Origin of the sequence: Micromonospora sp. NRRL B-16802 (genome assembly GCF_001279555.1) — a bacterium.
In the GTDB taxonomy this organism is placed as follows: domain Bacteria; phylum Actinomycetota; class Actinomycetes; order Mycobacteriales; family Micromonosporaceae; genus Micromonospora; species Micromonospora profundi.
Genome location: NZ_LGEB01000086.1, coordinates 53,614 through 68,227, shown reverse-complemented (window position 1 = coordinate 68,227; position 14,614 = coordinate 53,614). Strand labels below are relative to the sequence as shown.

At 71.4% G+C, this 14,614-nt stretch carries 14 protein-coding genes; 5 read left to right on the top strand and 9 right to left on the bottom strand.

Features of this window, described 5'->3' with window-relative positions; translation table 11 throughout:
- Nucleotides 1-126: 126 nt before the first annotated feature.
- The 3 genes from ADK66_RS23430 to ADK66_RS23420 form a co-directional block, all read right to left on the bottom strand.
- Nucleotides 127-1,410 (bottom strand): MFS transporter, encoded by a 1,284-nt coding sequence (locus ADK66_RS23430; protein ID WP_053658838.1) that lies wholly within the window; start codon nucleotides 1,408-1,410, stop codon nucleotides 127-129.
- A gap of 65 nt (nucleotides 1,411-1,475) precedes the next feature.
- Entirely contained in the window at nucleotides 1,476-1,925 is a 450-nt protein-coding gene (locus tag ADK66_RS23425) for a MarR family winged helix-turn-helix transcriptional regulator (RefSeq protein WP_197281622.1), read from the bottom strand.
- A 115-nt stretch (nucleotides 1,926-2,040) separates the two neighbouring features.
- On the bottom strand, nucleotides 2,041-3,519 hold the full coding sequence (locus ADK66_RS23420; protein WP_157552862.1) for an NCS2 family permease: 1,479 nt from the start codon (nucleotides 3,517-3,519) through the stop codon (nucleotides 2,041-2,043).
- Between the two features lie 134 nt (nucleotides 3,520-3,653).
- Here ADK66_RS23420 and ADK66_RS23415 point away from each other — a divergent pair, with 134 nt between their 5' ends.
- On the top strand, nucleotides 3,654-3,854 hold the full coding sequence (locus ADK66_RS23415; protein ID WP_053659415.1) for a DUF2530 domain-containing protein: 201 nt from the start codon (nucleotides 3,654-3,656) through the stop codon (nucleotides 3,852-3,854).
- Between the two features lie 62 nt (nucleotides 3,855-3,916).
- Here ADK66_RS23415 and ADK66_RS23410 read toward each other — a convergent pair whose 3' ends face one another.
- On the bottom strand, nucleotides 3,917-4,756 hold the full coding sequence (locus ADK66_RS23410; RefSeq protein ID WP_053658834.1) for a DUF3027 domain-containing protein: 840 nt from the start codon (nucleotides 4,754-4,756) through the stop codon (nucleotides 3,917-3,919).
- An 88-nt stretch (nucleotides 4,757-4,844) separates the two neighbouring features.
- On the opposite strand from ADK66_RS23410, the gene ADK66_RS23405 reads away from it, so the two are divergent.
- Both ADK66_RS23405 and ADK66_RS23400 read left to right on the top strand, forming a co-directional pair.
- Nucleotides 4,845-6,461, top strand: a complete 1,617-nt coding sequence (locus ADK66_RS23405; protein WP_053659413.1) for an MFS transporter — start codon at nucleotides 4,845-4,847, stop codon at nucleotides 6,459-6,461.
- 11 nt (nucleotides 6,462-6,472) lie between these two features.
- A complete protein-coding gene (locus ADK66_RS23400; RefSeq protein ID WP_053659411.1) occupies nucleotides 6,473-7,123 on the top strand; it encodes a futalosine hydrolase in 651 nt (216 codons plus the stop codon).
- Here the strand turns inward: ADK66_RS23400 and ADK66_RS23395 are convergent, their stop codons facing one another.
- A complete protein-coding gene (locus ADK66_RS23395) occupies nucleotides 7,124-7,993 on the bottom strand; it encodes a helix-turn-helix domain-containing protein (RefSeq protein ID WP_082377620.1) in 870 nt (289 codons plus the stop codon).
- 461 nt (nucleotides 7,994-8,454) lie between these two features.
- A complete protein-coding gene (locus ADK66_RS23390) occupies nucleotides 8,455-10,938 on the bottom strand; it encodes a helicase-associated domain-containing protein (protein WP_053658831.1) in 2,484 nt (827 codons plus the stop codon).
- An 84-nt stretch (nucleotides 10,939-11,022) separates the two neighbouring features.
- Here ADK66_RS23390 and ADK66_RS23385 point away from each other — a divergent pair, with 84 nt between their 5' ends.
- Nucleotides 11,023-11,646 carry an HAD family hydrolase gene (locus tag ADK66_RS23385; protein ID WP_053658829.1) on the top strand — a complete coding sequence of 208 codons (624 nt, stop codon included), beginning with the start codon at nucleotides 11,023-11,025 and terminating at the stop codon, nucleotides 11,644-11,646.
- A 27-nt stretch (nucleotides 11,647-11,673) separates the two neighbouring features.
- Nucleotides 11,674-12,060 carry a cold-shock protein gene (locus tag ADK66_RS23380; protein ID WP_053658827.1) on the top strand — a complete coding sequence of 129 codons (387 nt, stop codon included), beginning with the start codon at nucleotides 11,674-11,676 and terminating at the stop codon, nucleotides 12,058-12,060.
- Here ADK66_RS23380 and ADK66_RS23375 read toward each other — a convergent pair.
- The 3 genes from ADK66_RS23375 to ADK66_RS23365 all read right to left on the bottom strand — a co-directional run bounded on the left by ADK66_RS23375 (nucleotide 12,021) and on the right by ADK66_RS23365 (nucleotide 14,467).
- Nucleotides 12,021-12,869: a 1,4-dihydroxy-6-naphthoate synthase gene (locus ADK66_RS23375; RefSeq protein WP_053658824.1), complete on the bottom strand. Its 849-nt coding sequence runs from the start codon at nucleotides 12,867-12,869 to the stop codon at nucleotides 12,021-12,023. The two genes, ADK66_RS23380 and ADK66_RS23375, sit on opposite strands and share 40 nt — an antisense overlap.
- Before the next feature lie 366 nt (nucleotides 12,870-13,235).
- Entirely contained in the window at nucleotides 13,236-13,478 is a 243-nt protein-coding gene (locus ADK66_RS23370) for a hypothetical protein (RefSeq protein WP_053658822.1), read from the bottom strand.
- 98 nt (nucleotides 13,479-13,576) lie between these two features.
- Nucleotides 13,577-14,467, bottom strand: coding sequence for a L,D-transpeptidase family protein (locus tag ADK66_RS23365; protein WP_053658820.1), 891 nt, complete (start codon nucleotides 14,465-14,467; stop codon nucleotides 13,577-13,579).
- Nucleotides 14,468-14,614 lie beyond the last annotated feature (147 nt).

Sequence of the window (14,614 nt, the reverse complement as noted above, 5' to 3'; positions counted from 1 at the left end):
GTGCCGCCTCGCCAGCAATTTGGCCGCATCCGCACAATCCGCCGATCGGGACCCGCTCCGGTGCCCCGTACAGGGAACGACCCCCTCCTCGCGGGTTGCGAGAGGAAGGGGCCGTTCCTGACGCGCTCAGCTGTTGGCGGAGACGACGTAGAAGCGGGGCATGGGCAGCACCCGGAAGCGCAGCCGGGCATCGGAGCGGCGCAGCTGCCAGGCCAGCGCGATAAGCGCGGTGGCCAGCGAGATCAGCCCGCCCATCCAGATGCTCGCGCCGGCGCCGAAGTGCTCGGCGACCCAGCCGATCAGCGGTGCGCCGACCGGGTTGGTGCCCAGGAACACCAGCACCCACAGGGCCATCACCCGTCCCCGGAAGGCGGCGTCCACGCCGAGCTGGACGCGCTGGTTGGCGGCCTGGGCGAAGAAGACCATGAAGAAGCCGGTGGGCACCAGCAGCGCCACGACCAGCCAGTACGCCCCCGCGAAGCCGACCAGGGTGCCGAAGCTCGCACAGGCGACAGCGGCGCCGAGCACCAGCCAGACCGACGGTCGGCTGCGCCGGCCGGTGCCGCTGAGAGCACCACCGAGCGCCCCGACGGCCAGTGCCGTGCTGAACAGGCCGAAGGAGGCGGCACCGGTGTGGAAGACCGTCTTGGCCAGCGCGGCGAGGGTGAGCTGGAAGTTGAACAGCGACATGCCGATCACCGACATCACCGCCATCGGCAGCAGCAGGTCCGGCCGGCGCCACACGTACCGCAGTCCGTCGATCACCCGGGCGGAGTCCCGTTCGTCGCGCGGCAGCAGGGCGGCGCGGTGCAGCTCGGAGGTCCGCATCTGGACCACGGTGACCAGCGGGGCGATCGAGCTGAGGGCGGTGACGAGGAACACCGGGCCCACGTCGAAGGCGGCGATGGCAAGGCCGGCTACGGCCGGGCCGACGATCCGGGCGGAGTTGAACACTGCGGCGTTCAGCGACAGCGCGTTGGGCAGCAGCGGCGTGCCGACCAGCTCGGAGACGAACGCCTGGCGGACCGGGGTCTCGACGGCGTTGGCGGTGCCGAGCAGCGCGGCGAACGCGAAGACGTGCCAGAGCTGCACCAGATCGGTGAGGACCAGCACTGCCATACCGAGCGCCAGCACCGTCCAGAAGGCGTTGGCGACGAAGAGCAGCACCCGCTTGTCGTACCGGTCGGCGAGCCGGCCGGAGAGCAGCGTGAGTAGCAGCACCGGGGTGAACTGAAGGGCGGTCACCACACCGAGCGCGGTGGCCGAGTTGTCGGAGAGCTCGAGGACCAGCCAGTCCTGGGCGATGAACATCATCCAGACGCCGATCAGTTTGATCAGCTGCCCGGACGCGAAGAGCCGGTAGTTACGGACCTGTAGGGACTGGAACATCGTGCTCAGCTTGGCCTGCACTCTTGGTGCGCCTCCTTGGACGTACGCGTCATCGACACGTGACGGCACGGCCCAGTGGCGCGGGCTCAGGCGCGAGCGAGCTGCTGGAGAATCCCGGCGGCCCTGAGCAGGGTCTCCCGTTGGTCCTCGTCGAGCGCGGCCAGCCGGTGGGCCAGCCACTCATCGCGGGCCCGCTCGAACTGGTCGAGCACGGCCTGCCCTTCTTCGGTCGCCGCGAGGATGACCTGCCGGCCGTCGGTCGGGTGGGGGGTCCGCCGCACGAGGCCGCGTTCCTCCAACTTCGCAACGATCTTGGTCATCGTCGGCGGCTGCACCCGTTCGACGTCGGCCAGTTCCCTCGGCGTCATCGTGCCCGCCAGCCGGATGCTGGTGAGCGCCGAGAGCTGGGTGACCGTCAGGTCGCCAACCGGCCGGGCCTGGCGGACCCGCCGGTTGAGTCGGGTGATCGCATCACGCAACTGGGGAGCCAGTTGCGCCGGTGGCACGCGTTCCGCCGTCACCGTCCGCTCCATCACGGTAGTTAGCCTAACTAATAAGCCTGGCTAATGACATCCAATATGACTCGCCTCACGAGAACATTCGCGCCGTTCCGGGCGGGAAGTCCGATCCGCTCCCCGCCCGGAGCAGACGTCAGAGCACCAGGGACTCGACCGGCCCACGCAGGAAGTACAGCACGAACAGCGCGGCCACCCCGTACAGCAACGGGTGGATCTCCCGGGCCTTGCCCTTGGCCAGCTTGACCACCACGAAGGTGATCAGACCAGCACCGATCCCGTTGGAGATCGAGTACGTGAACGGCATCAGCACGATGGTGAGGAACGCCGGGATGGCGATCTCGTAGTCGGACCAGTCGATCGTCCGCACCGCCGTCATCATGAGGAAACCGACCACCACCAGGGCCGTCGACGCCGCCTCGAACGGCACGACCACCACAAGTGGCGCCAGGAACATCGCCAGCAGGAACAGGGCGCCGGTGACCAGGTTGGCCGCGCCCGTCCGGGCACCCTCCGCGACACCTGCGGCACTCTCGATGTACGACGTGTTGCTGGAGGTGCTGGCAGCACCACCGGCCGCCGCCGCGATCGAGTCGACGAGCAGGATCTCCTTCGCCCTCGGCGGAGTGCCCTCCTCGTCGAGCAGGTCGCCCTCCTGGCCGACCGCCACCATCGTGCCCATGGTGTCGAAGAAGTCCGTGATCAGCAGGGTGAAGACGAACATCAGCACGACCAGCCAGCCGGCCCGACTCCACGAGTCGAGCACGTTGAACTTGCCGAGCAGCGACAGGTCCGGCAGGTCCACCACCGTCTTCGGCAACTCCGGCACGTTCAGCGACCAGCCCTTCGGGTTGGGCTGCCCGTTGACGAACGACGGGCCGATGTTGCCGACCGCCTCCACGATCACCGCGAGCACCGTGGACGCCAGGATGCCGATCAGGATCGCGCCCTTCACCCGCCGCACCACGAGGACCAGGGTGATCAGCAGACCCACCACGAAGACGAGCATCGGCCAGCTCACCAGCTTGCCGCCGATACCCAGACCGACCGGGACGGTGGTGTTGGCGTCGTCCGGGATCCGCCGGACGAAACCGGCGTCCACCAGACCGATGATGGTCAGGAAGAGGCCGATACCGACGCCGATCGCGGTCTTCATCTGCGTCGGCACCGCGCGGAACACTGCGGTACGCAGGCCGGTCAGCACCAGCACCGCGATGAGCACGCCCTCGATCACCACGAGGCCCATGGCGTCGGCCCAGGTCATCTCCGGCGCGATCTCGTACGCCACCAGGGCGTTCACGCCCAGGCCCGCGGCGAGCGCGAGCGGGAAGCGGCCGACCACACCCATCAGGATGGTCATCAGGCCGGCGACCAACGCGGTCGCCGCAGCAAGAGCGGGAATCGGGAGGGACTTTCCGTCGCCGTCGACGGCACCGCCCAGGATCAGGGGGTTGAGCACCACGATGTACGCCATCGTGAAGAAGGTCGCCAGGCCACCACGTACCTCACGGCTCAACGTTGAGCCACGGGCGGAAATCTCAAAAAAGCGGTCAAAGCCGTTACGTGGATGAGCGGGGGCGGGTGGTGTGCCGTTCTCGGGCGGCAGAACTGCCATCAGGTCCTCGCAGGTGATCTTTCCGGTTGACGCCGGCATCGTCCCAGATCGCTGGCGGGCAGGGGAAGTAGATCCCGTACGCTTGCCGCGTGCCGAACGACCAGCAACCGCGGCCCGCGCCGCTGGACCCACCGATGGTGCCGTTCGCCGTCGCCGGGCTGATCGCCTGGGCGGTCGCCGGGCTGGTGCTGCTGATCTTCTTCCGGGGTTGGCTGACCGAGAACGGCCACCAGAACTGGCTCTGGACCTGCCTCGCCGGATTTCTGTGGGGCTTCCCCGGCCTCGCCACGATGATGCGTCACGACGCCAAGCGGCGCCGCCGCCGAGCGAGCTGACGTCAGCGGCCCGTCCGGCCACCACCGCGCACTGTCAGGAATGCCCGTACGGCTCCGCAGGCTCAGGAATGCCCGTACGGCTCCGCAGGCTCGCTGGACTCCACCGAACCGGGGGCACGGCTGACCGACATGGCCTCCACCGCGCTGTCGTCGTACACCGTCGGAAGATCCTCCACCGCGGTCTCGGCGGCCTCGATAAGCGTCTCGGAGTGGGCGCCGCAACCGTGGTCGGCGCTCACCACACGACCGTCGTCGGGGGCGTAGAAGTTGCCGCACGCGCCGAACGCCTGGCGCATCGCACCTGCCAGCGGCAGGTAGAAGCCGCAGGTGCCGCATCGGGCAGCGGCCGGAGCGGCGGTGGAGATGGCAGCCGTGGGGCCGTGATCACCGTCGTACCAGCGCTGCGCCGCGTCGGCGCGGCCTTCCCGGGAGAGCACCCGCGCCCGACCGAGGCCCAACTCCCAGGCGGTCTCCTCGACCGCGGGGTCGTCGGAGAGCAGATAGCCAGGCGCCAGGCGCTCGTCTTCCGGTGAGGTCGGCAGCAGGTCACCGGGGCCGAGGTCGCCCGGCTTGAGCCGTTCCTGCCAGGGCAGCCAGCCGGGCGCGAGCAGCGCGTCCGGGCCGGGCAGCAGCACCGTCTCGCAGATCGTCACCGTCCGGCTGCGCGGCACTCGGGTCACCGTGACCGCCCACCGCCAGCCCTGGTAACCCGCGAGACGACAGTCGAAGTAGTGGGTGACCAGCCGGTCACCTTCGGCCACAACCTGCAGGTGATCGCCGACGTCGTCGGCGTCCACCTCGGTGATGCCGGCGCGGGCCACCTCGACGGCGGCGGCACAGACCTGGTCGAGGCGGGCGGCACGGGTGGAGACGGGCCTGGTCACTTCACCATTGTTCCCCATGCGCCCCGCACGGGTGACAGGGACTCCCAGGGAACGTTTCCCCGCAGTGGTGCGGCGTAGGTGGGGCGGATGGGCGAGGATGGTGCACATGCCGCCGTACAACCGCTCCGGGCGATCCATCCTCGGGCGTACCGTCGGCACCGGCATCCGTGCCGTCCGCCTGCTCCTGCGTGGTTCCGTGGGCAGCGGACGCTGGGTGACCCGTCACGCCGGCCGCGCCCGGACCAGGGGGGCCGGCGGCGAGGTCGGCATGGTGCGCCTGTTCGACCTGCACGCCGTCTCCTGCGCGGGCGACACCTTGATCGCCATCGGCCTGGCCGGGACGATCTTCTTCAACGTGCCGCTGGGCGAGGCCCGCAGCAAGGTCGCGCTCTACCTGCTGGTGACGATGGTTCCGTTCGCGATGCTCGCCCCCGTGGTGGGTCCGCTGCTGGACCACTTCCGGCACGGCCGACGGTACGCGCTGGCCGCCACGATGCTCGGCCGGGCGTTCCTGGCCTGGCTGATCTCCGACTACATCCACGGCTTCGGGCTCTATCCGGCCGCCTTCGGGGTGCTCGCGCTGTCCCGCGCGTACGGCGTGGCCCGATCCGCGGCGGTGCCCCGACTGCTGCCGGAAGGGCTTGGCCTCTCCCAGGTGGGCGCGCGGGCCAGCGTCTACGGCACTGTGGCGGGCGCGCTCGTGGCGCCGATCGGGTTGGCGGCGTTCTGGTTCGGGCCGCAGTGGCCGCTGCGTGTCGCGTCGGTGATCTTCCTCGTCGGCATGGTCATCTCGCTGCGACTGCCACCGAAGGCGGATTCGGAGCCACCGGAGCGGGTCCCCCGGCCGCTGCGGGCGTTCGGCCGGCGGCGGGGCGAACGGCCGTTGGGTCGTGGCCGTCCAGCCGGCCGGCTGGTGATGGCCAGCCTGATCGGTGCCGCGACCCTGCGTGCGATGTACGGCTTCCTGCTGCTGTTCCTCGCCTTCGCGATCAAGAAGGGCGACCTGACCACCGGGGTGTTCGGCCGGGATCTGGGGGCGGAGTGGGCGCTGGGGCTGGTCGGCGCCGCGCTGGCGGTGGGCACTTTCCTGGCCACGGCCGTCGGCACCCGCCTGCGCATCCACCGGCCGACCGCCATCCAGTCCAGCAGCATGATCATCGTGGCCGGGGTGGGCGTGCTGGCCGTCATCCAGTTCTCACTGCTGATGGTGGCGCTGCTCTGCCTGGTCACCGCGCTGGTCAGTGGAATTTCCAAGCTCGCCGTCGACGCCTCCATTCAGGAACGCATCCCGGAACGGCTGCGGGCCAGTTCGTTCGCCCACTCCGAGACGGTGCTGATGCTCGCCTTCGTCGCAGGCGGAGGGCTCGGGCTGGTCCCGTTCAACGGTCGTACCGGCATCGCGGTAGCGGCCAGCGTGGGCATCCTGGCCGCCGTCCGAGGGGTGCTGGTCGCCACCCGGCTCCGCGCCGAGAAGCTGGCCGGCCGACCGCTGGGTGACGACGAACTGGCCACCGACGACGAGCCGGCCGACGAGCCCGCCGCGGCACCGCAGGACGCCGCGCCCACCTCGCCGGCACCGGCCCAGGCCAGCTCGCCACAGTACGACGAACCGGGGCTCGCTCCGCCCGGCTACCACATCTACCGGCCGTCGTCCGCTGTCGGCGGCCCGGGAAGCAGCGCCGAGGACGAGACCCGCCGGGAGTCCCCCGGCCCGCTGTCGTGACCGCCGCTGGCGTGACCGGGCTGCTGGTGGTGACGGCGGTGCCCGCCGAGGCCGACGCGGTGCGCGCCGGCCTGGTCGACGCCACGGTGACCGTCGCCCCGGTCGGAGTGGGACCGGCCGTGGCCGGTGCCGCCACCGCCCGGCTGTTGGTGCTGGCCGAGGCTGCCGGCCACCCGTACCGTGCCGTCGTCAGCGCCGGCGTGGCCGGCGGCTTCGCCGGGCAGGCCGGCGTCGGGGACACCGTGCTCGGTACCGCGAGCATCGCCGCCGACCTCGGTGCCGAATCACCCGACGGCTTCATCCCCGTCGACGAGCTGGGCATGCCGCCCGCTCTGCTCGGCGGCGGCAGCGTGATGCCGGCCGACCCGCAGTTGCTGGCGGCGCTGCGGGCAGCCCTGCCGGCCGCCACGGCCGGCCCGATCCTCACGGTCAGCACTGTCACCGGCACAGCCCTCAGCACCGACGAGCTGCGTCGCCGCCATCCGGCCGCGGTCGCCGAGGCCATGGAGGGGTACGGCGTGGCGGTCGCCGCAGCGCAGGCCGGACTGCCGTTCGCCGAGCTGCGCACGATCTCCAACCCGGTCGGCCCTCGTGACCGCGACGCCTGGCGCCTACACGAGGCCCTCGCCGCGTTGACCGAGGCGGCGGCAGCGCTGCACTGACTACGGCCGAGAGGAACGAACTTCGAGTGCGAGCGCCGACGGCCGACCCGCCTGCAGCTCGAAGCCGCAGGCAAGCAAGAAATCAACACCGCCGGCCTCGGCGATCGCGTGGGTCGTCCGGATGCCGGCCACTGCCATCTCTCTGGCCAGCAGCCCGATCAGCTGACGCCCGATGCCCAGGGTTCGCAGGCCGGGAGCCACCACCACGCCCTCCAGCACCAGCTCACGCCTGTCGCCCCAGTCTTCGCCAAGGAGAAGGTCGACGCTGCGCTCATGGGCTCTCAACTCACCGACCGCCCCGGCTCCGGGCACCTCGGCAAGAAAGCGCCAGGACGTCACCGGAAGCCCTTCGGTCGCGCGCCGAAACCGCACCTGGGCGCGCGTCCGATTCCGCCACCGCCGCTCGTCGCGCCGCCCTCGGTCCAGGTCGTAGGTCAACTCCGGGACACGCAGCGGCCACAACCGCTCCGGCAGCGTGTACGAGTGCACCCACCAGGCACCTGGCCAGTCTTTGAGGGTCAAGACTCGACGCACGTCAAGGTGCGCCGGATAGCGACGACCTGCCTCGTCCCGTAGCTCGGCCTCTGGCTCGTCGGCACCAGATCTCTCGGTCTCTGGCCCCTCGGCCTCTGGCTCGTCGAGCCTGGACTCGTCGCCGGGCAGCCTGACGGCGAGTTCACCACCGGCGGCACGGACGAGCCGCTCCACCGTCCGAAACGCCGGCCCCGCGCCCCGCCCCGCCTCGATGCGGGCCAACGTGCTCTTCGGGACGCCCGACCGGTCAGCCAACTCCCGCTGGCTCAGATCGACACGTCGACGCAGATCCCGCAGTGTCGCCCCCACATCGATTGCATCCTCACCGATAGCCACCAATCCATGGTTTTCCGCTCAGCATCGACCGTCAACAGCGGCCCTTCGGGTTGTGGATAACCCTGTGGATAGCGCCGCCGCCGCTGTGCATACCTCGGTGAGTGCCTGTAGAGCTGCCCCATAAGTGGGGCAGGCGGACGGACTGCCGGGGCAGCCCCACGGTTCGACGACCACCATCGCGGGGGCCGCCAGGATTACCTCGAGCCTGGCGTGGAAGCGGCCGGCCGCATGGCACCCCCGGCATCGCGGCGCAGCCAGCCGTGTCAGCGCGGCTCAGCGTGCCCCACTTATGGGGCAGCTCTACAGGGAGCGGCAGTCACACCCATACCTCTGCGGCGGGCTGGCGCCTCGATCGTGACTGCGACTAGACAGCGGCGACACTAGACAGCGGCAACCCGCGCCGCGTCCGGCAGGGGCCGTTCGGCACCAGGGGCGGCCGCGCGGCGGAGCCGTTGTTCGGATCAGTCCGCCACTACCGCCGCGGTGATCCGGTGCAGCGCGAACGTGTGCAGCATCTCGGTCCGCTCGTCCTCGGCACGTAGGTAGCCGGCACCGATCGACACCGGCTTGACCAGCCGCGAGGCTGTCGCCCCGTGGGCGTCCACGTAGCCGACCCAGACCAGCGCCTTGTCGCGTACCGCCTGCTGGAGCACCGCGAGGGCCTCGCTGTGCGTGTGCGCTGGCACGGGACCACCGCCGAGCCCCGCCGCACCACCGCGTACCACCGCTGGCGCCCGTCGGGCCGCCCGCGCCGCCGCATCGCCCCGCCGGACGTGCTCCACCACGCCGAGCAGCCGCGGCATCGGCAGCTTCGGGGCAGCCAGCGGGTCGAACGCCCGGGTGGCCACCGGCACCCGCGCCGGGGCGCGCCGGATCCGGGGCCGGGACAGCATGGTGCTGCCGGTGCCGTCCTCCTGCACCGGGGCGTACCCGGCGTCGCGCAAGGCAACCAGCAGCCGACCCACCTGGTACGGGGTGATCAGTACCGTCGGCGCGAGCCGCCGCAGGGTCAACGGCTCCAACCGCCGGTCGGCCAGTACCTCGGTGAGCAGCGTCTCGTCGTCGCTCCGCAGGTACGCCCCGGCCGCCCCGACCCGCAGCCCGCCATGTTTGCGGGCCACGTCGTCCACCAGATAGCTGAGCCCCTGCGGCACTGGGGTACGCGAGCGACGCCGGAACAGCTCGTGCAGATCCTCGGCCGTGTAACCGGCGTCCAGGGCGCGCCGGATGCTCGCCGTGGTGACCCGGTGCACGCTTGCCCCGCCGGCCGACTCGGGCTCGGTCGCCGCCTCCAACTCGGCGGCGAGCTCGGGCTCCGGTGGGCCGGGCACCACCACTGTCAGGTCGGCCTGCACCAGGAAATGATCGACCGGTGCGGGTAGCAGCGCGTCGAGCGCCCTGGCGGTGCTGGAGGGATCGCCGCTCTCCGCGTCCACGTACAGCCCCAGCGGGTCGCCGCCCGGCTCGTCGGCCGACGTCAGCTCACCCAGCAGCAGCCGGCCGTACGAGGTGAGCGCTCCCAGGCCGGTCACGCCGAGCTGCGCCGCCTCGGCCAGCACCTCCCGGTGGGCGGCCTCCCGACCCCGGCTGCGCCGTGGCGCCCGCCAGTCCAGCAGAGCCTGGACCTCCTCGGCTGTGGGTGCGGTCGCGGGTTCCAGGTCGGCGAGCACGGCGAGGACCGCCCGCCGGGTCGCGGGTGCGCTGGCCCGTTCAGCCTCGGCGGAGAGCGGGGTGATCGGCCGGTCCCGATCGTCACGCTGGCCGACCAGGCCGACCTGCCGGGTCATCGTCAGCCAGGCACGGGCCAGCTGCTCCCAGCGCTGGGCCAGCGAAGCGGCCCGCCACACCTCGTACCCGCCGGTCGGCAGCACCTGCTGATCTGCCCCGTACCGGGCGGTGCTCGTACCGGACAGCTCCAGCTCACCGGCGAGGCCCGCCGCGTACGCCACCTCCAGCAGCAGCGCGGTCGTCGCCTCGTCCAGCCCTGCGGTACGCGCCAACCGCCGCAGGTCCCGGACGCCGATACCGCCCGAGCGCAACACCGGCGCGGGTTCGGCGGCGAGCTGCTCCAACAGCCCTTCGGTGTGCCGGACGACCTCCATGGTCTGCCCGGCCCCGGCCGAGTCGACCGCCTTCGGCTCGCGCGGCGCGGCAGTCACCGGTGGCGCACTGGTGTGCAGCGGTCCGAGTGGGCCACTGTCGCGACGCAGCAGGAGGCCGACCTCGCGGGGCAGCTCCACAGTGCCGCCGCCCGTCGACGAACCGGATGAGGTGGAAACCAGCAGCCGGTTGTCGACCAGCCAGCGCACCGGCGAGCCGGTCGGCGCCCCACCGTTTGTCGGGTCGGCGAGCACGGGGTCCTCCGCGCCGATCGGCGGTGCCTGCAACGCCCCCGGTGGCACGGTGCCGACCGGCGGGCCGGCCGCCAGCCGGTCGAGGATCGCCCGGGCCGACGAGGGCGCGGCGAGTAGCGTCCGGCGCAGCTTCGCCGGGTCCGCGCAGAGCGCGGCCGAGCGCAGGTCCAGGTCCGCGGCGGGTCGGCCGAGCCCAGCGGGGTACGGGGACACCTCGTCGACGGCGGCCGCCACGTGCAGGGCGTGCTCGGGGCCGTACAGCAGGAAGAGCGCCCGTAGCCGGTCGACGGCGGCCCGGACGGACGTCGGCGCCGGTGGGTGCGGGCCGGCGGTCGCCATGGCGAGCACGGAGTCGGTGTCCGTGGTGCCCTCGTCCGGGTGCCGGGTGAGCCGGGCGGCGTCGAGGATCTGCATGGTGAACTGGTCGAGCCCGTCCAGCGCGCGTGCCACCGAGACCCGGGACTGGGCGCGGATGGCCAGGGCGGAGATGTCGGCCGGCACGGGCACGACGAGGTCCGGCCGAAGCTGGAGCAGCGCGGCCAGCGACTCGTCGGGCAGTGACCGCAGGTGGTCGGCGAGTGAGGTGGTCATCGTCTTTCCACGCTAGCCCGGGACGGGGCAGTCGCGCCCCTCGGACGTCCGGCCGACCCCGGGTCACCGGGTACGTTTCTCGACATGCCCGCACCGACCGTCGGATTCGATCTCGACATGACCCTGGTGGATTCCCGCCCCGGCATCGCCGCGACCTTCCGGGCGCTGACCGCCAGGACGGGCGTGCCGGTGGACGCCGATCTGGCCGTGTCCCGGCTCGGGCCGCCGCTGCGTACCGAGCTCGCGTACTGGTTTCCGCCGGAGCAGGTCGAGTCGGCCGTGTTGGCGTACCGGGAGCTGTACCCGGCGTACGCGATCACCCCGACGGTCCCGATGCCCGGCGCCCGGGAGGCGGTCGACGCGATCCGCGCACGGGGCGGTCGTGTGCTGGTTGTCACTGCCAAGATGGGTCGGCTGGCCCGGCTGCACCTGGATCACTTGGGCCTTAAGGTCGACGAGCTGGCCGGTGACCTGTTCGCCGAGCAGAAGGCGATCGCTTTGAGGGAGCACGACGCGACCCACTACGTCGGTGACCATGTGGCGGACATGGTGGCTGCGGAAGCCGCCGGGCTGCCCGGGATCGGTGTAGCGACGGGCCCGTGTTCCGCGCAGGAGTTGCGCGCGGCCGGGGCGAAGCTGGTGCTTGACGATCTCGTCGGATTCCCAGCGGCGCTCGACGGCATGATCCAGCTAGCCTTGGAGCAGTAGCGGCTCAAGTGAAGCAGGGGTTTACAGGTGCCTACGGGTCGAGTGAAGTGGTACGACACGGCCAAGGGATACGGCTTCGTCACGAGCGACGAGGGCGGCGACGTGTTTCTGCCCAAGGGTGCCCTGCCTGCGGGCGTCACCGACCTCAAGGGTGGTCAACGGGTCGACTTCAGCGTGGTGGACAGCCGCCGGGGCTCGCAGGCCATGGGCGTCAAACTGTTGGACGCGCCGCCGTCGATGGCGGAGCTGCGCCGGCGACCGGCCGAGGAGCTGCACGGTCTCGTCGAAGACATGATCAAGGTGCTGGAGGCGAAGGTCCAACCGGACCTGCGTCGGGGTCGGTACCCGGACAAGAAGGCCGCGCAGAAGATCGCTCAGTTGGTCCACGCGGTGGCGCGCGAGCTGGAGGTCTGAGGCACGAGCCCGGCGTCGGCGGCCCGGTCGAGCAGTGCCGTCACCGCGGCGAAACCGGCTTCCCCAAGGTCAGCGGTGAACTCGTTGACGTAGAGGTCGATGTGCCGGTCCACCACGTCGGGCTCCATTTCCTGGGCGTGCGCAAGCACGTACTCCCGGCTGGCCGTCGGGTCCGCCCAGGCCTGCCGGACCGACTCGCGGATCCAGCCGGCGGCGGCCTCCGGGTCGACGACGCCACGCCGGGCCAGGATCGCGCCGAGGGGGATGGGTAGGCCGGTGTCGGCCTCCCACCACTCGCCGAGGTCGACGAGCGCGGTCAGGCCGTGCCGGTGGTAGGTGAACCGTGCCTCGTGGATGACGAGCCCGGCGTCGTACCGGCCAGCCGCGACGCCCGGCATGATCTCGTGGAACGGAACCACCTCGATCCGCGCCGGCGGCCGGCCCGCCGACCAGAGCCGGAACAGCAGGTACGCGGTGGTCCGGTCGCCCGGCACCGCCACCGTGGCACCGGTCAGGTCGGTGCGGTCGGGGCCGCCCGCGCGGTCGCCCCGGGTGAGCACCAGGGGCCCACATCCCCGGCCGAGAGCGCCGCCGCAGGGCAGCAGGTGGTACTTGTCGAGGAGCCAGGGCAGCGCCGCGAAGCTCACCTTCACCAGGTCGAATGCGCCCCGCTCGGCTGCCGTGTTGGTGACGTCCACGTCCGCGTACGTCACCTCGACCGGCGGTGCGCCGGGCACCCGACCGTGCACCAGGGCGTCGAAGACGAACGTGTCGTTGGGGCAGGGCGAGATCGCCAGGGAGAGCGCCACGCCCCTCACGTTAGCCCGCCCTCGTGCGCTCGGTCAGCGCGGTCCCGTGCCTGTGACCTGCCCAGCGCGCTCGCCGCCGTCCACCCTGCCAGTCCGGTCGAGCGCCACCCGCCCGCCGCCAGCCCGCAGGGGTATGGCCGCTCCCTGTCGAGCTGCCCCATGCGTGGGGCACGCAGCAGCGGCGCCGCCACACGACCGCCGGGCAAGACAGGGCTGCCTCAAAAGTGGGGCAGCTCTACAGCGGTGCCGCCACACGACCGCCGGACCAAACAGAGCCGCCCCATAAGTGGGGCAGCTCCACAGCGGCGCCGCCACACGACCATTGGACAAGACGGAACTGCCCCATGAATGGGGAACGCTGTTGGATCAGCGGTGACTGCGGCTGCGGCGTACGGTGCCGATGACCGAGACGATCAGCAGCAGCGCGAAGCCGGCGCCTGCGGACTCCCCGACCGAGTCGACGAAGCCCTGCTGGAGCACCAGCCAGCCGAAGAGGAACCATCCGAGCAGGAGCGTCGCGGCGACGCCGTACGCGACCACTGTCGCTCGGGACACCTCGTCGGGCGGTGCCTGCTCGTGTTCTGCGATCACGTCACGGTCGACCGTCATGCCCAGCCCTCCCCGCCCGGTTCGGCCCCTGAACTCCCAAGAGTGTCACTCCTGGGACCGCTGTGACAGGGGTTAAAACCCGGAGTCGGGCAGGTCACTCAGGTGCCGGGCCGACGGCCGACCAGAACGACGCGTGTGCCGACCTTGCCCAACTCCCACATCCGGACGGCGTCGGCGTGCAGCAGGTTGACACAGCCGTGCGAGCCGATGGACTTGTCGTGCAGGTAGGTGGTGGTCTCGTGGAAGCCCATCCCCTGGGTGAAGTGCTGCCAGTACGGCAGCCACACCTCGTACGGGTTGGACCACTCCTTGGGGTTGCGGTAGTTGACGGCGTACGTGCCGGACGGGGTGCGGTAGCCGGACATGCCGGTCCGCGTCACCGTCGGTTCCATGATCACTTTGCCGTTGCGCAGGGCCCACACTGTCTGGCGGGTCAGGTCCACGCAGAACGTGGTGCCGGTGCCCGCCTTGCAGCGGGTCGGATCGGTGGTGGCGAGTCGCTTCGCCACGTCGAACGTGGTTGGCCCGGCGCGACCCTCGACGGGGCGAATGCCGTACCTCTTCTGGAACTTCTTGATGGCCGCGCAGTCGGCGGCGGACTGCTGGCCGTCCACGGTCACCGGCCCGAACCCGCCCAACTGGGCTAGGTAGGTCTCCACAGCGCGCTGGTGCTCGCCCTGCGGGCAGCCGGCGGCTCGGGCAGTGGGCGCGGCCGTGGTCGGGGCGGGCGTGCTGCGGGTCGGCTTGGGCTTGGGTTTCGTCGTGGCGCTGCTGGTCGGCCCCGCCGTCGGCGCGGCCGGCGTTGGCCGGCCGCGCTGGTCCGGCCCGGACGTGCCGCTCGCCCCCGTTACCTGTTCCGCCGCACCTGCCGGGGCGGCTCCCCCGCCGCCACCCCCGCCGGACTGCGGATCGAACGTGCACGCGCCGGTGCCGACCAGCACGACCACCAGCGGGGCGACCAGCCGGGAAGTGATCCGGAACCGCTTCATGAGACCTCCCCTGGACAGTCGTCCCATTGCTAGACGTTTGTCAGTACGGTCGCGGTTGCGCCCAGTCGGCATCTTTCTTTGCTGATCCCGGATCGTGCGACACTGGATGGTCGGCCAGCGTCGGGTAAGCGACTGCCGCGACCCGAC